The sequence below is a fragment of the Algoriphagus jejuensis genome, assembly GCF_039523455.1.
Taxonomy (GTDB): domain Bacteria; phylum Bacteroidota; class Bacteroidia; order Cytophagales; family Cyclobacteriaceae; genus Algoriphagus; species Algoriphagus jejuensis.
On the sequence record NZ_BAAAFI010000002.1, the window covers coordinates 95504 to 116437 of the forward strand.

Below are 20934 nucleotides of genomic sequence, written 5' to 3' on the forward strand. Positions count from 1 at the left end.
GGTTAAGTCAAAGGGCCAGATTTCTCCGGCCCCCCAACACACCAAATGAAGACTTTGATTAATACCCCGGGTTTTGCTCGAGGTTGGGATTGTCGGCTATCAAGTTCTGGGAGATCGGAAGGTAGAACCGCTCTGGCCCAAACACGCGATCCTGGCTCTCGGCATTCTTCAGGGTGATCACATAGCGGTCGATATCCATATCATAGGCGAAGACCAAGCCTTTGGTTCTCACCTTGTCCAAATATTTGGGGGCGATTCTCCAACGGATCAGATCCCAGAAGCGCTGGCTCTCGAAGGCCAACTCGACCTGACGCTCGTGTCTGATGTTGTCTTCCGTCGCCTCGGTGAGCAGCGGCATGCCGGCGCGATCTCTGAGCTGGTTTAAAGCGTCCAGCGCTTCTCCCGGCTTACCCAGGTAAAAGGCTGCTTCGGCAAAGTTGAGCAAAGTCTCGGCGTATCTGAAGACATAGAAGTCCTGTCCGGATCTGCCTGAGATAGGCTCGGTGTTGGACTCATCGAGCTTTTTGCGAAGCAGCAAGGAGGTATTTCGGGCATTTCTTGCGGCACAGGCTGCAGGCCAGCTTTCCCCGTTTCTGTCAAGGGTACCGCTGGTGGCAGTCACTCGCTTACCGGCGGCGTTGGTATAGGTCGTGCTGGTGTGGAAATAGGCCAGATCGCCCTGCCATTCAGATTCCGGATAGAAGACGGAAGCTTTAAATCTCGGATCTCTTTTTCCGAAGAAATCATCGATATCCCAAGACTTGGAAGCTACCAGGTCGCTGCGGGAGATGTCGGTCCCTTTTCTGCCATCGACAAAGTCAAAAAGCTCGACCATGTCGTAGAGCACCGGATAGTTGGAATTCCAAGTAGCCGCAAATCCAGCGGGTGTGCCCAAGTTGTCCAAAGAGTGACCTTTGATCACTGGCTCAAAAACCTCCGCAAAGATCACCTCGCTGTTGCCCTCGTCGAGGAATAGCTGCGTGAAGTTTACGGTCTTGTCCGCGTGCTTGTTGTAGAGGGCAAACACGCCCGAATCCATGATCTCCTTGGATGCGTTGTAGGAGGTTTGGTACAACTCCTGCACGTCACCAGGGGCAATTCCCACCAAGCCGTTTGCCTGTACCTGGCCAAACTTGCCAATGCTGGCTGCATAGAGGGAAGCGCGGGAAAGCAGGGAAAGAGCGGTGTACTTATCCACTCTGCCTGCAGCGCCGGTTCTGGTATCCGGCATCATACTGATCACGTCCTCCAGTTCCGACAGGATAAACTCATAGATCTCCTGCTCAGTGGCTCGCTTCGGATAGAGCTCCTCCTCCGGATCATCAATGTTCTGCACCTTGGTGATCAAAGGCACCCCCCCAAAACGGATGACCATCTGGAAGTAGGTGTAGGCTCTCAGCACTCTTGCCTCGTTGGTCTTCTGGAGGATATAAGTCTCATCCAGGGATTGGCTGGAGACGATATTTTCCAAAAGAAAATTGATGTCTCGGATGGAATTGTATCCCCAATAGTTCAGGGGGCCAGCTCCAGCCGCAGCGGTATAGGCTCTTCGATAGGTCGTATTCGGAGTCTGCCAATCGGCAAAGTTGATGTGCTCGGCACCTGCGGCTGGGATCATCCCCATGTCCATATTTCCTTCCCCACTCACGTGAATGAAGAGCATGTCCTGATAGATATTGGACAGGTAGGCCTCCGTGAGGTTTTTGTCCTCAAAGACTACTTCCTCAGAGATAAAATCGGGAGTCTTGGTCAGTTCACTTTCGCAGGATGCAAAAATGGCCAACCCTAGTATTGCTATTAATATTTTTGGTTTCATGACTTTCATGTTTTTTCTGTTAACTCTTTAAAACCCAAGTTGTACACCAAATGACATCGTTCTCAGAAGTGGCAGCTTGTAGGCGTTAGCCGTGGTGGCTTCCTCAGGATCGACAGCATCTTTGAAGATCCCCATGTTGTTAAAAGACAGCAGGTTATCGCCAGAAAGGTAAATATTGGCACTGCTCATCTTGATCTTGGACAGGAAGCTACTAGGCACTGAGTAGGTAAGGGTCGCAGTCTTCAGACGAACGTAGGTGCCGTTGTACATCCAGAAGTCAGACTGGATGTTGTTCCAAGGTCTGGTTCCGCTTCGTTCGAAGGCCGGAAGCTGTGCATTGGGGTTGGATCCGATTCCGGGATTGCTTGGGTCCTGTGTCCAGGTATATTGCTCATGAAGTTCTAGTGGGATCTGCTCATTGTTGAATGCTCCCCTGAAGGCTCCGGAGATATTGACATTGAATCGGGTTCCGCCCTGCAACAACATCGCCAAGCTGAAGTTTTTGTAAGACACACGTGGAGACAAGGAATAGGTAATGTCCGGGTTGGCTCCGTAGCCGATCTGGTAGCGGTCGGCTCTGTTGATGACTCCGTCACCGTTGATATCCACATAGCGGATATCGCCAGGCTTAGGCAGGGTGTTGATGTCCTGGATCGTGTAGGTCTCCAGATATTGATCCACTTCCGCCTGCGTGTTGAACAGCCCGTCGGATTTGTAGCCATAAGTGACATTCACCCATCTGCCGCTGAGCTGGTCGAATTCGACTTGGATCGGATCGTCCATGTTGATGTCTTCCTGATAGTTTTCATATTTCTCTCTGGCATAGGCCACTCCGGCACTGATGTCATACTTGAAATCTCCGATAGTTCCCTGGTTTCCGATCGAGAGTTCAAAGCCTCTGTTGCTTCGGGAGTCCAGGTTGACCTGAGGAAGAGTGGCTCCGAAGGTGCTTGGAAGTGCTTCGAGCGGAATTCTCAGCAGGCCATCTCGGTATCTGTAGAATCCGTCCAACGTCGCATACAATCTACCGCTGAGCATGGTCAGATCGACACCCGCGTTGTAGAGGGTGGTTTCTTCCCAAGTGATATTTGGGTTTGCCAGACCTGTGGTTGCGATGATGGGATTGGCCACGCCATCCAGATAATAGACGGAGCCTACAGCCTCTTCGTAACCGGACAGGAATTCAAAGGAGGTATTGCCCACGTTGCTGTCCACGCCGGTTTGGCTATAGGAAAGTCTCAATTTAAGCTGATCCAAGACGGAAGAATTGGCGAGGAATTCCTCACGGGCAATATTCCATCCCACGGAAACGGATGGGAAATAGCCCCAGGCATTCGAACCGAATTTAGAGCTGGCATCCGCACGGAGTGTCGCCTCGAGGAGGTACTTGGTGTCGTAGGCATAGTTGAATCTACCGGCGAAACTCACTCTGGTGTATTCGATATCACGGCCAGTACCTGAAGAGCGGGTAAGCTCATCCGTACCGCCGATTTGGGGAACTTCTGTAGAAAGAAGATCTCTTCGTCTCACCGTGAGTGATCGATAGATGTTGTTTTCAATTTCTCCAAAGACCAACACGCCGAACTCATGCTTGTCAAACTGTCTGTCAAAGGAAGCGTAGCCTCTGGAAAGCACTCGGCTGTTAGGATCATCCGCTCCGCCGTAGTAGTAGGATCTGGTGAAGGAATTTCCCAGAATCGATCCCTGCAATGTGTATCCGTCAAAATCATCTGTGACAGCATTTGCATCGTAGGTCCACACGTCATACGGAGTAGCCAAGGAGGCATTTTGGAGGTTTCTCGCCCTTACGTTTACCTTGCCGCCTACTGCCAAACCTTTGACAAAAGGCACCGAATACTTCAGCTCAGCAGATCCGGTGAGCGTATGCATGTAAGTCTTGCTGTATCCGGAGAAGCGCTGGTTGATTCTCGCTACCGGAGATCTCTCGTTGAAGCCGGAATAGGGGGCTTTGTCAGGATCCGGCAAATTTGGATTGTAGATCGGCTGGGCTGTCTGCAGGTCGTTCCAAATCTGTGAAGGCTCGACGATAGAGTAGTCCTTGGTTTCGTTGATGTACTGACCGTTGATGATCAGGGCGAGGTTTTTGCCCAGATCGATATCCAAGTTATTGGTCAAGGTCAACTTTTTGTATTCATAGTCGCCCTTGAAGATCCCGGATTGGCTGCTGTAGCCTACGGAAGAATAGTATCGAACCTTGTCGCTTCCGCCCCGGATGCTCAGGTTGTGGTTCATAAGCGGTGAGCCGGTATCCTTGAGTACGGCATCTACCCAGTCGTAGCTCGGTGCTGCTCCTGATTGGTATTTTTCGAGATTCTCTTCGGTGAAAAGCGTACCATAACTGATCGGTGCATCCGGATCGAGTGGGTTGTATTGTCCATTGAACACGGCATCTCTACCCAGTTTGATAAAGCCTGCCGCATCGACTTGGTCGGCGAAAGTCAGCCTTTTTTGGGTGGCGACATACCCGTGATAGTTCACGGACATGGTTCCCTCTTTGCCACGCTTGGTGGTCACTAGGATTACCCCGTTACCCGCACGGGCACCGTAGATAGCAGCAGATGCATCCTTCAGCACGGTCACGGTCTCGATGTCATTCGGATCGAGACGATCCAGGTAGGACTCGATTCCGTCTACAATCACAAGCGGGGAGCCGAAGCCCCGGATGCTCAGAGTCGCATTATCTTCCCCTGGCAAGCCTGGGTTTTGGTTGGAAATCAACCCTGGGATCTGGCCGATCAATAGGCCTTTTACGTTTGTGACTGGGGTCTGGACGAGCTTGTCCGCCTTGAGGTCAGTCACTGCACCTGTCAGGTTGCTTTTTTTCTGGGTACCGTAGCCGACCACGACCACTTCTTCGAGCTGGCCGATATCTTCCAGCAAGACCACGTCAATCATGGATCTTCCTTGCACAGGGACGGTCTGAGCAAGGTATCCCACAAAGGAAAACACCAACTCCGCACCTTCCTCGACTGTCAGCGTGTACTTGCCATCCACATCGGTGACCGTACCGTTGGTAGTGCCCTTTTCGATGACCGTCGCCCCAGGAATGGGAAAATCGGTGTCGTCTTTGATCACGCCGCTGACGATAACATCTGCCGCCGGTGCCTGAATGAGGATATTCTGTTTTTGATTTCCTCCTACATAGATACTGTTGTTTACTTGCTTGAATTTCAAGCCTGTCCCTTGGGCCACGGTCGTCAGCACATCCTCCACGGTCTTGTGTTGGCCAGTCAAATCGACCGATGGCAGGTCCGCTACGACATCCTCCGGATATACAAAGAGATACTCAGTCGTGGATTCGATATATTCAAACAGCGCGGTAGCCTTCCATGACTTTTTTTCGACTTTGATCGTAGCCTTGTCGATAGGCTTGATCTGGGCAGTGCTTTCGCCTGCCATCAGCGTGGTCAGGCAGAGGCATTGAATGAATATCCCCAGGAGGACATTCTTGGACAATGTCTTGCCTAGATGCAGTAATTTTTGTTTCATAGCGTTTTAGGGTTAGTGGATCCAGTTGCGAAAATCTCCAGCAGCCGAAGCGCAGAGAGCGGGTAGTTGTTGGACATTTGGGACTTTAATTGGTAATTGACACTTGATTTTCGTTGATGGTAAAGTTGAAACCCATGGAGAATGAGAGGCCTTCGAGGATATTCTCGAGGCTTTCGTTGTTGAATTCTCCGGACACCTTGCGGTTGAGGTCGATCTTCTTTTGTACCTCGATCTCCACCCCGTACCATGTTTGGAGGTTTGAGACGATGTCTTTCAGACGGGTTCTCTTGAAGCGTATGCGGCCCTCTTTCCAAGCAGTCAAGCTGCTGGGATCAAAGGTCCCGCTCTTGATTTCCCGGGCATCTTCCAGAAGTGTTGCCATCTGGCCTGGTTCCAAAAACTTCGACTCCGACGTTGGGACATCTTCTATCTCCACTTTCACCTTGCCTTCGGTCAAGGCGATTTTCTCCACGCCGTCTCTCGAAAAGACATTGAACTCCGTACCCAAAGCCGTGGTTTTCAGCTCGCCCGAGTCGACGATGAAAGGAATTTTTTCATTAGTAGCTACATCAAAAAAAGCCTCTCCGGCGATCTTGATCATCCTTTTCTTCTTGCCATAGTCCGAGTCGAACTCAATCCTGGAGTTGGCATTGAGTACCACATAAGTCTGGTCAGGGAGTCTGATCCGCAGCTTTTCCCCTACTTTGGTTTCCCTGACGTAGACGGTGACTTGGTCCTCGATGTGCTGTGGCTCTACCTCCGTCTGCTTGTATAGCCCGAAGGCCAGCAGACTGACCAACGCAAAGCAGGCAGCGATCTTACCAAGAAAGCCCGTGGACTTCCAAAAGGCGATTTTCTTAGGAGGGTTTACTTCTGCGTGTATGTTTTCCAGGATCCGATCGAGCGCTTCCCCATCTCCTATGGCCGGTGTTTTTTCCCACATCTCGGATAGCATGCCGTCCAATTCCTCCTGGGATCCAGGTTGATCCAGCCATTGCATGACTTGCGACTGTTCTTCTGGGGAACAAGCTCCGTTCAAAAACTTTATAAGCAATCTCTTATCCACTGTTGTCGGTATCCTTTGGTGCTAATACAAGCGGATGCCGTCAACTACTTATGGGATTTTCGAAAAAAATATTTTGGATTGGTTTAATCAGGACGTAACATATTGATTTTCAAACCGTATGGACTTCATAAATTTCTTCAAAATCTTTGCGGTGCCAAATTCTATCCTGCAGTAGGGAAGATAGATCAAGGGAAAGAAAGCTTGGGCGGAGTAGCGCAGACTTTGATTTTTCTCCCTCGGTTTAGTGACCTAGCCGCCGACGATTCTTTCAGAAAAAGCTACGAAATCAGTGACAAACCCACCACCAAGGCAAAGGGCGTTTGCTCCAGCAGTTGGCTTTTCAATTGCTTTTTGGCGAGATAGACTTGATGCTCTACCGTACGGATCGAAATATTGAGCATCTCTGCGATCTCCTGATGGGAGCGTCCTTCGAGTTTGCTCAGTGTAAAAATGTTCTTTTGGACTGGAGGCAATAGGCCCAGGAGCTGAAAGGCTACTTGTTTGCGGTTTTCAAGAAAGTGTTGCTCCTCCTCAACCGATTCGTCCACCAAGGAATCCAGTTCCTCGGTTTCAAGGATGACCTTCTTTTTCTGTGCTTTGAGCCGATTGTAGATTCTATTTTTCACACACGTGAAGAGAAAAGAACTGAAACTCAACTCTTCATTGAGCTTTTCGCGGGTTTCCCAGATTTTCACAAACACTTCCTGCACTACTTCCTCAGCTTCGGTCTTATCCCAAAAGAAGGTTTTGGCATAGGCCAGCACCTTTTTTGCGTAGCGCCGATACAATTCGTCAAACGCGCGTATGTCTCCACTCTTCAGAAAAGTGATTAGTTGACTATCAGAATAGGTTGAAAAGACCTTGGACATACGCTCGGCTTGCTACCTGGTTCGTTTTTGGAGCGCTTCTTATCCTCATTTGAGTTCTTGCATTTATTCGCAAGACTCATTGGCGGAGGATAGATTCGGAGAGTTCTCTCCTAAAACGCAGCCCAATAATATTATTTTTTATTTGGAACAAAGAAGCTTTGTCAGTTTTTTCGATTAATTAGGCGCTATTCTTCAATTTTTTTACGCATTATTTTCCCTGTGAAGAAATTAAAGAATAAACTTGCCCGAAAATTGGGAGCGAGACGAGTCTGGATTTTGAGCACCGGTTTATCATTAAAACCCCTGCTGAGCCCGCATGCAATCTCGGAAGACCGCAGTTACTTTTAATTTGGCTGGCTAGGTGCCCACCCAAATCCTACAACAATAACTAATTATGAAAACCATTGCCTTTTTCCTTTTCTTCGTACTCTCTGCAGGTGCAATAGCGCAAAACCGCGCGGCCTCGGACAAACCAAACATCATTGTCATCCTCACCGATGACCAGGGATACAAGGATGTCGGCTTCAATGGGAGTACGGAAATCCTCACACCCGGAATTGACCGGATAGCCAAAAACGGCGTGGTGTTTACTTCAGGATATGTGTCCTACGCAGTCTGTGGGCCGAGCAGAGCCGGGCTGCTGACGGGTCGGTATCAGGATAAATTCGGCTTTGCCAAAAATCCACTGTTGGCTCCCAAGGATCCCACCCAAGGCCTTCCCCTGAGCGAGGAGACGATGGCCGATCTTTTGAAAAAAGGTGGCTACACCACTGCCGCATTCGGCAAGTGGCACATGGGCGCACACCAGGATTTGCGGCCCAACAAGAGAGGGTTTGATGAGTTTTACGGCTTTCTCTCCGGAGGCCACAACTACTTCCCCGAAGATTGGGTTTTGGCGGATATCGAGCAGGCGAAAACCCAGATCGACGGCTACCGAACGAAGTTACTCCACAATACGACCCGGGTCGAGGAGAAGGAATATCTGACGGATGCCCTGTCCAGGGAAGCAGTTGAATTTGTGGAAAAGCATCAAAAAGACCCGTTTTTCATCTATTTGGCCTACAATGCCCCGCATACGCCACTGCAGGCCACGGAGAAATACCTCCAAAGATTTTCCCATATCCAAGACAAAAAGAGAAGAACCTACGCAGCGATGGTCAGTGCAGTGGATGACGGGGTCGGTACGCTGCTTGATAAGCTGGAAGAACTGGGTATAGACGACAATACCGTGGTCTTCTTTCTCTCAGACAACGGCGGACCGACTCCGCACAACGCCTCGGACAATTCCCCGCTGAGGGGCTTTAAGGGAGATTTCTTCGAAGGGGGAGTCCGTGTTCCTTTTGCCGTGCAGTGGAAGGGCGTCATCCCAAGCGGAATCCGATATCACCATCCGGTGATTTCCCTGGATATCTTTTCGACTGCCGCGGCACTTTCCCAGACGGCTCCCAAGAATGAATTGGACGGGGTCAATCTGATCCCGTATCTCACGGGCGAAAACAGGGACTTTCCCCATCAGGAACTTTACTGGAGAAATCACGATGCCAACAAGTTTGCTATCCGAACCGTGGACAGCAAGCAAATCATGCAGAAAGACGAGATCTACCTCTTCGACATCCAAAAGGACATCTCCGAAAAGGTGAATCTGGCAGCCAGTCAGGCCGAGCGGGTTCGAGCGGTGGAGAAGCTGATAGAGCAGTGGAAGACTACGCTGATGGAGCCGCTTTTTATGGGCCTTTCCGAGGATAAAAAATATTCTGAATTGCATCCCGACCGATTCAATAAATAACCCTTGGGGAAGGGCAGAACCTGAAGAAAATCCAGATCGAAGTGGTCTAGGTGAGCAAGCTGGAGGGGGTGTACCCGTTGATTTTTTTGGAAAAAATTGGAAATAAGGGGGTCTGAGAGGACACAAACCACGGTGGGGAAATTCAGGCAGTCTTTAGGCGGGCAGTGGAGAAAAGCAATTCCAATCCCTGGGCGACTGTGCACACGCTGCGACACAGTTTTGCTACCCACCTCCTTCAAAAGGGGACCAATCTCCGCTACGTCCAGGCCCTACTGGGGCATGAAAGCAGCAAGACAACTGAAATCTATACCCATGTGCTGTCTATTTCCAACAAAAATATTCAAAGCGCTCTTGACGGGATAGACGAAATTCTTAATTTGGTCACATCAGAACCCCGAATGCCTGTGGACAAGTGCGATATAGACGCAATAACGTAGCGGGAATGCTGTAAATTCAAGTGTTGTGGCACATTAAAAAAAACACCGAAACATAGAAGATTAAGATGAAACAGAATAAATACGATGACAACGACTTTTTTGAAAGTTATGGAAAAATGCCACGTTCAATAGACGGTTTAAATTCGGCTGGAGAGTGGTATGTTTTAAGAAAAATGTTACCTGATTTTAAAGGAAAAAATGTTCTTGACCTTGGTTGCGGATATGGTTGGCATTGTATTTTTGCCAAACAGCAAGGAGCAGAAAATGTAATTGGAATTGACTTATCAAAAAAAATGATTGATAAAGCCAAAGATAATTCCAAAGACTTGGCAATTGACTACAAGCAAATGGCAATCGAGGATATTGACTTTGAGACTGAACAATTTGATGTGGTTATTAGCTCGCTTGCTTTCCATTACCTAAAAGACCTGAAAACTGTTTTTGGGAAAATTAACCAAACCTTAAAAAAAGGAGGAAGTTTTGTATTCTCAATGGAACATCCTGTTTTTACCTCAAGAGCCGAACAAGATTGGTTTACGGACGAAAACGAGAGTCGCCTACATTGGCCAATTGATAATTATCAAGACGAGAGTAAAAGAAAAGCCCAATTTCTTGGACACGAAGTAACTAAATATCATCGGACTTTGGAAACTATAATAAATACAGTTATTCAATCAAATTTTGATATTCAAGAAATATCCGAACCAAAACCATCGGAGGAAATTTTAAAAAAATATCCAGAAATGAAAGACGAAATGAGGAGACCAATATTTATCATAATTTCAGCAATAAAGAAATAATAAGCGAAAAAAACGTGCCACAACACCGTATATAAGTTATGGCTTGGTCTGTCCTCACTTGGAAAATCCGCAGGATTTTCCAAAGCCAGTTTTTATCAGGAAAGTCTGTGCCGAGACACGCCACAGCTCATATACAAAAACGTTATCAGCAATTAAGATATGGACAAACTTATGCTAGATGGATTAAAAGCTAATATTGACGCGCTTGATAAGGCTACCACATGGATATTTGTGACGTTACTTATTGTTGTTCTAGCCAGTTTTAGGCCAGATGATAAACTGGAATTTGCGAGCTTTAAGATTGATAAAAAAAATGCTGGCCCTCTTATATACGGAATGCTTGTTGGGCTAAATTTTCAAGTTGTAAAGCTTCTTCATAATATTAATTCAATCATAATTGAAATTAAAAATAACTTTGATGCTGAAGCTTTTGATGCCGCAAAAATTACTCTAAATAAACATCCCTGGATTTTCAATCCTTTTGCCGAATACAACACAATTACCAGTTTGGTTTTTGATAATTTGGGCTATGCATTCCTAATTATTATTTGGTGGTTAGGTAATGCTATCGCTTATAAGATGATGTTCAAACAGAATAATAAAATTAGATTGATTGGGATGGGACTAGCAGGGTTGTATTTATTTTTTGGCTTATCAAGTATGATACTAATCCAGAATATTACTAGTTTGGTAACGGATGATCCACTAAAGATAATAACACCATTTATAGGAATAATTTTGGGAGGAATAATTTTTTCAATTTTATCATATCCGCTTAGAAAGGAACTTAAAAAAGCTGACAACACTGTATAAAAAGCATCTGAGGTGACTATTTAGGATCATACTATTGAGTAGATCGATAGTTTGTTGGCTGACACCATTCTTGTGATCAGATTATGAAAAACAGTTTGCTTGGACTGCGATCTATTGATTCGATACGAATATTCGTTTAGGTAGCGTTCTATGTGCTTTTTGCTTACCCAGGAGTAGGTAGTTCTGATCCAGGATTTTACTTGATGGATCAGGTTGTATAAAGCGATGAAATTAAGCCCAAATTTGCTGGGTATTTGACGGATCGAATATTCTTTCCCAATTGGGCCATAGCCTTTCCATTCATCGGTAGTGACCTGGGCATCTTTGGAAACATGCCTTTCGAAGAGAGGCCGTAATGATTTGGCCGAAAAATCCTTGATCTGTAGGGCGTAAAACCGCTTCACTTTACCCGAATCAGTCAATTCAGCTGTGCAAACGACTTTTTTCTTTTCGCCTCCATACCCTCTTCCTACGTGGCCTGTATCCTTGCCTCCCAGAACAAACTCATCCACATGCACGGTGCCGGTGAGGGGTTGAGATTCACTGGATTTCATGGCCTCACGCACTTTGTTCATGAACATTCCGGCGGTTTGCGGCCGGACAGCGTAGCGTCTGGACACCTGGAGGGCAGAGAGGCTTTTGGTGGTAGTGGCCATTTCAAAGCAGATGTGAAAAGCCTTCAACAGACCAAATTTCACTTTGTGGAACAAGGTGTCTGAGCCGGAGCTTTCCGTATCACTGCACTTGTTGCAGGTTCTCGAGTAGTCTTTGCGGATCTGGTTTCCCTTGTGACCGCACATCCTGCAAATAAATCCTTGGTTCCACTTCAATTCACTTAGTTACTTTTTACAATCTTCTTCAGTTTTGAAGCGTTGAGTAAACTCTATGATGCTTTGTCCTTTAAAAATGTCCATTTCCTTAAGCTGATGCAGGTTAAAGATATGAATTTAAATGGTCACCTCAGAAAAGCATTAAAAACGCTTTTTATACTAAACGTTGTGTGTAATTCCCCCTACTTTTAGAAAGTTGACTTCGTATGCTAACGGGGTAAAGGCACCTCAACCCTTTTTTACTAAATTCCACGACTCTCTGCAAGGCCGATTTTAGAACTGTCGCTCCTGATTCTTCGGGAAGCACGGGTTCCATTCTGGTTGGGATGCTTGCGATGACCTCAGTGGCGGTGTCCCGCATTTGCGGGACAACCCCGTTCAGAATATTTTCTTGCCAAAAGCACATCCCTGGAGAGTATCCAAAACCTGATTTTTATGGAACTGGAATCTATTTCAATGGAAGTCGTCAATCCGCAGGCTGCGGGAGAAGACGTCGGTAGTCGTTCCCACTGGGTGGCAGTGGGCCAGTCCGAACAGGACGTTCGGGAGTACGGGATGTTCAACCAAGATCTGTTTGCCATGGCCGACTGGTTGAAGGAAAAAGGAATCAAAACTGTGGCAATGGAAATACGGGGACCTAACTGGCAGAATCTTTATGCCGTGTTGATCTCAAGAAGCTTTGAGGTGATTCTCTGCAACGGAAAGTTTACCAAAAACATCAAGGGCAAGAAAACTGACATCAAAGACTGTCAGTGGATCCAAAAGCTGCATACGCTGGGACTGTTGACCGGCAGCTTTCTGCCTGAAGGCAAGACAGAGGAATTGCGAACCTATTGTCGTCATCGGGCAAATCTACTGCTTTCTGCCGCATCTGCTTCCAAGAAAATGCAAAAGTACCTCCGCCTCCTCAATCTACGGCTTGGCGTAGTAGTCAGGGACATCTGCGGACTCACCGGACTTCTGATCATCCGGGCCATCTGCGAAGGTGAAACCGACCCACAAAAACTGGCTGCTCTCCGCCACGGAAACTGTCGAAAAAGCGAGGAAGAAGTAGCCAAAGCGCTCCAAAGCAACGGACGAGGAGATTACCTCTTCGCACTCAGACAGGAACTGGAAACCTATGATCAGACCCAGGAAAAAATCACCCGATGAGACATGGAGATCGAAAAAATGCTCAATGAAATCATCCAATCCGATGACAACAAAAGACAGCACCACCTAGAACCCAAAGTCCATAAACGAGTCAACAAAACCACGCCAAAAGACATTGACCTCAATCTGAAAGCCTATCAACTCTTTGAAGGAACAGATCTGTTGGCCATTGAAGGAATGAGCTTCTCCAACGTACTATCTCTGATGAGCGAAGTCGGGCCTGAAGGAATCAAAAAGTTCAAAACCGCCAAGCACTTTGCTTCCTGGCTTCGATTGGCACCCAACAACAAGGTCAGCGGAGGAAAACTTCTCTCGCGCAAAGTTCCCAAAGGAAGCAATCGCCTCAAAATCGCACTCCGAAACGCAGCCAATGCCATCGGAAACCTGAAAGAATCAACGCCTCTGAGAGACTTTTTCCAAAGGATAAGTTTTAGGAAAGATCGAGTCTCCGCCATCAGTGCGACCGCTCGAAAGTTGGCAGTCATCATTTGGAACATGGTAGTAAAAGGAACTCCCTACGTCGATCCGGAAGGATACCTGTTTCTGGATCAAAAAAGAAAGTTGGGATTAGTTAAGAGGATAAAGAAGCAAATCGATAAATTCGGTCTCACCGAAGATGACCTAGGCCTCAAAACAGCTGAATTTTAAGGGATTTGGGTGCCGTTATCAGAATTTTGAAAAACAGAACTTAAGCTGAATGAAATTAGAATACATTATTTCTGGAATTGTTGGATTAACCACTGGAGCTTTTGGCTCATTATTAGCGCCATGGGTTAATTGGAAAATAGAAGAGAAAAAAGAAAACCGAAGAAACAAAATTCAGTTGGTAAATGATCTTCGTTACTATCTTGAAAAAAATGATCCCAAAGAAGAACGCTTTCTAAATTCGCCTGATTATATACGAATCAGGCCATTTTTGTCTGATGATTTCGTAAATGAATTAGAGAACATGGAAAAAATAATAGTTCATAATACATTTCGAAGTTATTATAAGGCAAAATTTCTAGAAGAGTTAGAAACTATAGAAGAATTGTGGAAAATCAATCTTCCAAATAAAATTAAAAAAAGTAAAAGCTTTGAGGTAAAAAGTTCAGGTATGAAATTTACAGTATCAACTGGACGGCCAAAAGTTGAAAAAACAAGTGAAAAATAAAACGGCTTACAACAACTAGGTTTTCGTTGCGTGCGAAGCACGAACAATGAATCCGCTGTTGCACTGCCTGTCCCGATAGCGCAGCGTATCGGGGAAACCGGGGAGGTTCTTATGGGGATTGTGTCGGGATTTTAGGGATATTTGCAAGATCGGAAATTCAAAAAATCGCTTCAAAATTTTTGGTCACGTTTAAAAAGTCTTTCGATGCTTGGTTTTTTCCGCTCTTTCAAACCCGTTTTGGAAGGGCTTTTTGTGGCACAGGCATAGCTTCGCCCCTCCTGCAGCGGGCAGGCACTCCGATCAAAATCGGGAACTTAAATTGGATTGAGACAGAAGAAAAGACCGCCTTCGGCGGCCCCCGTTTTGGGCAGTCGCTGGACTGGATCCTGAAGCTGTTGAAATCCCACACTTCTTCACTTCGAAACAAAAGGGCTTGGGGAACCAGAGAAGGCATGATCAAAAAAATCCGGAAAGACACCGGATTTTAATCCCGCACGGGTTTTGAGTTAAATTGATACTGAATCTTTCAACTTAACCGAAAACACCATGGACACTTTTCAGAAACAAACGCAACGAATCAAGGAAGGGAAAGGCTTCATCGCCGCTCTGGACCAGAGCGGGGGAAGCACTCCCAAAGCACTTTTGGGCTACGGGATTGCCGAAAGCGAATACCAGTCTGAGGAAGAAATGTATGCCCTTATGCACCAGATGCGAACGAGAGTGATGCGGGATCCCGGCTTTTACGGAGATAAAATTATCGGAGTCATTCTGTTTGAAAAAACGATGAATGGGAAGGTAGACGGGATGCCGACACCGGCTTTTCTTTGGGCTAAAGACATCGTCCCATTCCTGAAAATCGACAAAGGCCTTGAATCTAAGGCCAAGGGAGTCCAGCACATGAAGGACATTCCCGACCTGCCCAAGATGCTGACGGACGCGAAGCAGAAGGGGATTTTTGGCACCAAAATGAGGTCGGTGATCCTCGAAAATGACATCGAAGGAATCGTCTCCATCGCCAAGCAGCAATTTGCCGTAGGAAAAGTCATCCTGGCTCACGGCCTCGTTCCGATCTTGGAGCCGGAGGTGGATATCCACGCGAAAGCAAAAGGTGAAATCGAACAGCTGCTGCTCGAAGCGCTCTTGGCAGAATTGGACCTGCTTCCAGAGGGACAATCAGTCATCCTGAAGCTCACTATTCCTACGGAGGCCAATCTTTACTCGCCTCTGATCAAGCATCCCAAAGTTCTGCGGGTCTTCGCGCTGTCTGGCGGATATGATCTGGAAGAGGCCTGCGAGCTATTGGGCGAAAATCAAGGGATGATAGCGAGTTTTTCGAGAGCCTTGTTGAATGACCTCCGCGTGAGCCAAAGTGACGGGGATTTTTCCGAGGCCTTGGGTTCGGCGATTGACCAGATCTATCAGGCCTCGATCACTTGATCTGGAGAATTTGGGCCTTAAAAAACCAAATCATCTGAGGGTGTTTGGGGGTATTCCTAATTTTTAGTGGGGACAGAAAGATTCTTTCTTGGTCAAAATCATGACCAAGAAAGCTAAATTGAGAGGCCCAAAATTCTCAAGCCTATGAAAACCACTCTCCTTTTCCTGTTTTCCTTCTTTACGGTCTTTGGTCTTTTTGCCCAGCTGGAAATCCGAACCGGCGTTGAGCTCACACCAGCTCATTTTCCGCAGGAAGGAGTGCCAAAAGGCGAGCTCCTCGGACCCTATGAATTTCACAGCAAGATCATTGAGGGGACGGTAAGGCAGTATTGGCTTTTCGTCCCGGCCCAATACGAAGCCAGCAAACCGGCAAGTGTGCTGGTTTTCCAGGACGGTTTCAGGGCGACCAATCCGGCAGGAGCCATCCGTGCTCCGCAGGTTTTGGAAAACCTGATTGCCTCTGGTGATATCCCTGTCACGATTGGTATTTTCATTTCCCCGGGCAATCGCTCGACGAGCTATCCGAGCGATCTGGGATCCAGCAATCCAGACAACCGCGCCGCCGAATACGATGCGATGGATGATCGCTATGCCCGGTTTGTCATAGAGGAGATGCTGCCCCTGGTTGGGCAAAAATATAACCTAACGACTGACCCGGATCAGCGAGCGATTGGAGGTTCGAGTAGCGGGGCGATTGCCGCTTTTACAGTGGGCTGGCACTATCCTGACTTCTTTCGCAAAGTCTACAGCGGCATCGGCAGCTATGTTTCGATTGGTTTTCGACCCAATGAAACGCCGATCAAGCTTGGCGGGCAAGATTATCCCGCGCTGATCCGCCGGGAAGCGATTAGACCGATGCGAATTTTCATCCAAGACGGAAGCCATGACCTGAGTAATGAATGGGGCAATTGGTTTCTGGCAAACCAGCAGATGGTGTCCGCCATGGAATACGCCAATCTAAACGCCGACAAAAAGAACCTCCCTGCTCCAAGGTATGAATTCACCGCCGTTTGGACGGATGGCGAGCACAGCGACAAGCATCCCGGAGCCTTGCTTCCAGAGGGACTGAAGTGGCTTTGGAGCCCGGATAAGTAGTGGTTTATCGATAAATGAAGCCCACTTTCAATTCAAAGCCCTTATAATTGGATACTTTCTGAAGCAAATAAAACCCTCAAACCACCCAGATGAAAAGCATATTCCCCTTCGTCTTTTTGATGCTACTGATCCAGCAGGCCTTTTCACAGCACCAAGCTACCGACACCTGGCCAGACGGCAGTCCCATGTCAGACTGGTTTCGCGACTACAGCAAAGTGAAGGTCGAAGACCTCGGCAAGGCTTATCGAATCACTGATTTTGGGGTGAAAGCTGATCCCTCCCTTCTGCAAACCGTCCAAATCCAGCAGCTCATCGACCAAGCGGCAGCGGATGGCGGAGGGGTGATCGTCATTCCCAAGGGCACTTTCCTCAGCGGGGCACTCTTTTTCAAACCCAAAACCCACCTGCACTTGGAAGAAGGCGCAGTACTCAAAGGCTCGGATGACATCGCCAATTATCCCAAGATCCCTTCGCGCATGGAGGGCCAAAACCTGGATTACTTTGCCGCCTTGGTCAATGCCTACGGCGTGGACGGTTTTACCATTTCGGGCAAAGGCACCATCGACGGAAATGGCTTGAAGTTTTGGGACGCGTTCTGGAAAAGAAGGGAGGAAGACCCGAATTGCACCAATCTGGAAGTTTCCCGGCCACGCCTGGTTTTCATCTGGAAAAGCAAGGATGTGCAGCTTCAGGACGTGAAGCTGATCAATGCGGGATTCTGGAGCAGTCACTACTACCAATGCGAAAACGTCAAAATCCTCGATCTAACGATCACTTCTCCTCACGCTCCCGTCAAAGCTCCCAGCACGGATGCCATCGATCTGGACGTAGTAAACAACGTCCTCATCAAGGGCTGCTACCTCGCGGTCAATGACGACGCCATTGCGCTGAAGGGAGGCAAAGGGCCTTGGGCCGACCAAGATCCCAACAACGGCGAGAATACCCACATCCTGATCGAGGACAGCGAATTTGGTTTTTGCCATGCGGCCTTGACTGCGGGAAGCGAGGCCATCCACAACAAAAACGTGATCATGCGTAACATCAAGGTACAGGATGCGGTCAGGCTTCTTTGGCTGAAGATGCGCCCGGACACGCCACAGCACTACGAATACATCACCGTCGAAAATATCAGCGGACAAGCGCATAGCATGATCTATGTGAAGCCCTGGACGCAATTTTTTGACCTGAAAGGCCGGCAAGATGTGCCGCTCTCGTACTCAGATCATATCACGATGCGAAACATCGACTTGGACTGCGAGATCTTCTTTGACGTCGCGATCACCGAGCACGATAGACTTGCGGATTTTACTTTCGAAAATCTCGAAATTCAGGCCAACAAACCGGATTTCAATCCCGAGATCGTCGACGGCTTCCAGGTGAAGAATGTTCGGGTAAATGGCAAGAAAATCCAGTAGCACTCCCAGCCCTGAGGGCGATACAGGCGGTCGGTTTTTTGCGGAAATTCGCGCAGCTAAAATCCGCGCAAATGAAAGCACTCCTCACCATCGGACTTCTGATCCTGTCCAACACCTTTATGACCTTGGCCTGGTATGGCCATTTGAAGTTTGCAGAGTGGAAATGGTTTAGCAAGCTCGGGCTGATAGCGGTAATCCTGATCAGCTGGGGAATTGCCCTGTTTGAATATTGTTTTCAGGTCCCGGCCAACAAGATTGGTTATTCGGGGAATGGCGGGCCTTTTTCCCTGGTTCAGCTCAAAGTCCTTCAGGAAGTGATCACGCTGGTGGTTTTTATGGTTTTCACCCTGATCGCTTTCAAGAACGAAACGCTAAAACTCAACCATGGCATCGGAGCAGTCTTTCTGATATTGGCGGTCTATTTTATTTTCAAAAAGTAATGTTTTGGCTAAATTCCGAAAACGGGCTTCCATGAATTCGATCTACGCTACCTTTTTGTCCCTGATTTTCCTTAGCTCCTGCAGCCACAAAGCTGCCGACACAGAAGCCGACAGCTACCTGATCGCCTTCAATACCTTCGAGCCGGACTCCGCAGCACCAGACAATTGGGAAATCCGGATCATCGGACTGGACTCCGGAGCCGTCTCGACAAAACTGACCGATCATCCGGACGTAGCCTGGACTTATTTGGCGCACGAAAATAAGATCTACTTCATCAGTGACAGGGATACGGCCTATCGCAATTTCTTTCTTTACGAGATGGACTCCGAAGGAAAGAACCTGAAAAAACTCAGCGACTTGAGATTGGAAGACAGCTGGATGGATATCGATCCGAATGCCAACGAAATGATTGTGTCGGCACGACCAGAACCATACGTCAGACACCAGCTTTTTCTAATCAACCTGACGGACGGAAGCTCAAAGCCACTGCTCAACGACACTTCTTTCCGCTTTCAGGATCCGGTATTTTCGCCGGATGGATCTCAGATTGCTTTCGTCAAAAGCCCAAAGGCGAAGGTGGAAGGTATTTTCCCGGAGGTTTTCCTCATCAATCGGGATGGTACGGGAGAGAAGCAACTGACACATTTTCCAGGCGATGATCCGGCAGCTACGGGACACGGCTACAAGGCCGGTGCTCTGAAGTGGCACCCGACGGAAAATTTCATTTCCTATGCCAGTTCCAGAGGCGAGCATACGTTCATCTTTAGGATAAATCCTGACGGAACCAGCAATCAACAGATCTCTCAAAGTGGCAAAGACGAAGTCTATCACGACTGGAGTCCAGACGGGAAATGGTTGGTGTATGAGCAGTATCAGGATACAATTTCGGGACAATATCACATCGTCCTGATGGACTGGCAATCCAAGGAGACCAGGATTTTGACTGATACCCTGATTCGTACACAGCTAGCTCCGGTGTTTTTAAAAAAACAAGAGTGAAAAATATTTCCTCACAACCCTCTTAGCATAAGCTAGTTGCCCCTTTTTTAGTATCTTTTAGTCCATCAATTTTTATCAACCTCAACTTCTTTTATTATGAGAAAACTAGTAGCAGAGTTTATTGGAACCCTTTGGCTGGTTCTGGGTGGATGTGGTAGTGCCGTCTTAGCGGCAGGATTTCCGGAAATGGGAATCGGTTTTTTAGGCGTTTCGTTGGCCTTTGGACTCACTGTGGTGACCATGGCTTATGGTATCGGCCATATTTCGGGCTGCCATCTCAATCCGGCCGTTTCGATCGGACTATGGGTTGGGGGTAGATTTGAAGGCAAAGAAGTACTGCCCTACGTTATTGCGCAGGTATTGGGGGCGATAGCCGGAGCGGGGATATTGTATGTAATTGCGAGCGGAAAGCCCGGTTTCGAGTTGGGGGGATTTGCTTCTAACGGATTTGGAGAGGCTTCGCCTGGAGGCTATTCTATGACAGCTGCACTTGCCACCGAATTGGTAATGACCTTTATTTTTCTTTTTGTGATCTTGGGATCGACCTATCCCAAGGCGCCTGCTGGTCTCGCGGGATTAGCAATTGGGTTCTGTCTGGTATTGATCCATTTGGTAAGTATCCCTGTGACCAACACGTCCGTCAATCCCGCCAGAAGCACTTCACAGGCTCTTTTTGCCGGAGGAATTTATCTCCAGCAGCTCTGGCTTTTTTGGGTTGCTCCCATAATTGGCGCAGTTTTAGCTGGGATCGTTTACAAAAACCTGTCTCCGAACGAGTAAAATCCGGGGGCGTTTTTTGACTCAATCTCAGTTAAACCAACCCGCTTATTTATGAAGTTTTTGAAAGTACTTTCCTTTGTCATGTTTTTAGGTCTCTTTGCCGCTCTGGAGTCTCAAGCGCAGGAAGTCGGTATCCGATTTGGAAACGTGAACGGAAACAATGTCGCGGTCGACGGAGTATTCGCGCTTGGGGAATTCAGCAGAATACACGCAGATGTCAGTTTTGGAAATGATGGCGTTGGCATTGACGCGCTTTGGAATCCGGTGTATGACAACATTTCCACTTCTGATATCATGTGGTATGCTGGCTTTGGGCCTTCACTGTTTCTGTCGGATAACTTCAAGTTTGGAGTCGCCGGCGAGATTGGTGCTGAGTATCCCTTTCCGGATGTTCCGATTACCATTGGCCTTGACTGGAGACCTTATTTTATCATTGTCGAAGAGACCAGTTTTGATGCAGCAGGCTTCGGTCTGAACATCCGCTGGAGATTTAATTGAACCTACTTACCACTGATGACCGGAGCGGGGAAACCCG

The 20934-nt window shown here is 47.7% G+C and carries 19 protein-coding genes and 1 pseudogene; 15 read left to right on the top strand and 5 right to left on the bottom strand.

Annotated features, from left to right (window positions below; genetic code table 11):
* Positions 1-58: 58 nt before the first annotated feature.
* From ABD031_RS01430 to ABD031_RS01445, 4 genes are all read right to left on the bottom strand, one after another.
* Positions 59-1816: a RagB/SusD family nutrient uptake outer membrane protein gene (locus tag ABD031_RS01430; protein ID WP_343848012.1), complete on the bottom strand. Its 1758-nt coding sequence runs from the start codon at positions 1814-1816 to the stop codon at positions 59-61.
* Positions 1817-1843: 27 nt separating this feature from the next.
* Positions 1844-5326 (bottom strand): TonB-dependent receptor, encoded by a 3483-nt coding sequence (locus ABD031_RS01435; protein ID WP_343848013.1) that lies wholly within the window; start codon positions 5324-5326, stop codon positions 1844-1846.
* Between the two features lie 85 nt (positions 5327-5411).
* A complete protein-coding gene (locus ABD031_RS01440; protein ID WP_343848014.1) occupies positions 5412-6326 on the bottom strand; it encodes a FecR family protein in 915 nt (304 codons plus the stop codon).
* Between the two features lie 344 nt (positions 6327-6670).
* On the bottom strand, positions 6671-7261 hold the full coding sequence (locus ABD031_RS01445; protein WP_343848015.1) for an RNA polymerase sigma factor: 591 nt from the start codon (positions 7259-7261) through the stop codon (positions 6671-6673).
* A 394-nt stretch (positions 7262-7655) separates the two neighbouring features.
* Between ABD031_RS01445 and ABD031_RS01450 the strand changes: the two genes are divergently transcribed.
* From ABD031_RS01450 to ABD031_RS01465, 4 genes are all read left to right on the top strand, one after another.
* A complete protein-coding gene (locus ABD031_RS01450; protein ID WP_343848016.1) occupies positions 7656-9047 on the top strand; it encodes a sulfatase-like hydrolase/transferase in 1392 nt (463 codons plus the stop codon).
* A 140-nt stretch (positions 9048-9187) separates the two neighbouring features.
* Positions 9188-9484, top strand: a complete 297-nt coding sequence (locus tag ABD031_RS01455; protein WP_343849125.1) for a tyrosine-type recombinase/integrase — start codon at positions 9188-9190, stop codon at positions 9482-9484.
* A 65-nt stretch (positions 9485-9549) separates the two neighbouring features.
* A complete protein-coding gene (locus ABD031_RS01460; protein ID WP_343848017.1) occupies positions 9550-10284 on the top strand; it encodes a class I SAM-dependent methyltransferase in 735 nt (244 codons plus the stop codon).
* Between the two features lie 159 nt (positions 10285-10443).
* Positions 10444-11097: a hypothetical protein gene (locus ABD031_RS01465; protein ID WP_343848018.1), complete on the top strand. Its 654-nt coding sequence runs from the start codon at positions 10444-10446 to the stop codon at positions 11095-11097.
* A gap of 26 nt (positions 11098-11123) precedes the next feature.
* Here the strand turns inward: ABD031_RS01465 and ABD031_RS01470 are convergent.
* Positions 11124-12011, bottom strand: a pseudogene (locus ABD031_RS01470) (IS1595 family transposase).
* 351 nt (positions 12012-12362) lie between these two features.
* Between ABD031_RS01470 and ABD031_RS01475 the strand changes: the two are divergent.
* The 11 genes from ABD031_RS01475 to ABD031_RS01525 all read left to right on the top strand — a co-directional run bounded on the left by ABD031_RS01475 (position 12363) and on the right by ABD031_RS01525 (position 20897).
* Positions 12363-13079 (top strand): IS110 family transposase, encoded by a 717-nt coding sequence (locus ABD031_RS01475; RefSeq protein WP_343848019.1) that lies wholly within the window; start codon positions 12363-12365, stop codon positions 13077-13079.
* 3 nt (positions 13080-13082) lie between these two features.
* Positions 13083-13727, top strand: a complete 645-nt coding sequence (locus tag ABD031_RS01480; RefSeq protein WP_343848020.1) for a transposase — start codon at positions 13083-13085, stop codon at positions 13725-13727.
* A 49-nt stretch (positions 13728-13776) separates the two neighbouring features.
* A complete protein-coding gene (locus ABD031_RS01485) occupies positions 13777-14232 on the top strand; it encodes a hypothetical protein (protein ID WP_343848021.1) in 456 nt (151 codons plus the stop codon).
* 179 nt (positions 14233-14411) lie between these two features.
* Positions 14412-14720: a hypothetical protein gene (locus ABD031_RS01490; protein WP_343848022.1), complete on the top strand. Its 309-nt coding sequence runs from the start codon at positions 14412-14414 to the stop codon at positions 14718-14720.
* A gap of 58 nt (positions 14721-14778) precedes the next feature.
* The gene (locus tag ABD031_RS01495) at positions 14779-15669 is read left to right on the top strand and encodes a fructose bisphosphate aldolase (RefSeq protein WP_343848023.1); all 891 of its coding nucleotides are present in this window, start codon (positions 14779-14781) and stop codon (positions 15667-15669) included.
* Positions 15670-15813: 144 nt separating this feature from the next.
* The gene (locus tag ABD031_RS01500) at positions 15814-16764 is read left to right on the top strand and encodes an alpha/beta hydrolase (RefSeq protein ID WP_343848024.1); all 951 of its coding nucleotides are present in this window, start codon (positions 15814-15816) and stop codon (positions 16762-16764) included.
* A gap of 89 nt (positions 16765-16853) precedes the next feature.
* Positions 16854-18179, top strand: a complete 1326-nt coding sequence (locus ABD031_RS01505) for a rhamnogalacturonidase (RefSeq protein WP_343848025.1) — start codon at positions 16854-16856, stop codon at positions 18177-18179.
* Between the two features lie 71 nt (positions 18180-18250).
* Positions 18251-18619, top strand: a complete 369-nt coding sequence (locus tag ABD031_RS01510; protein ID WP_343848026.1) for a DMT family protein — start codon at positions 18251-18253, stop codon at positions 18617-18619.
* 31 nt (positions 18620-18650) lie between these two features.
* Positions 18651-19619: a TolB family protein gene (locus ABD031_RS01515; protein ID WP_343848027.1), complete on the top strand. Its 969-nt coding sequence runs from the start codon at positions 18651-18653 to the stop codon at positions 19617-19619.
* A 96-nt stretch (positions 19620-19715) separates the two neighbouring features.
* Positions 19716-20399 (top strand): aquaporin Z, encoded by a 684-nt coding sequence (aqpZ, locus tag ABD031_RS01520; protein WP_343848028.1) that lies wholly within the window; start codon positions 19716-19718, stop codon positions 20397-20399.
* Positions 20400-20450: 51 nt separating this feature from the next.
* Positions 20451-20897 carry an outer membrane insertion C- signal gene (locus ABD031_RS01525; protein ID WP_343848029.1) on the top strand — a complete coding sequence of 149 codons (447 nt, stop codon included), beginning with the start codon at positions 20451-20453 and terminating at the stop codon, positions 20895-20897.
* Positions 20898-20934: the final 37 nt, after the last annotated feature.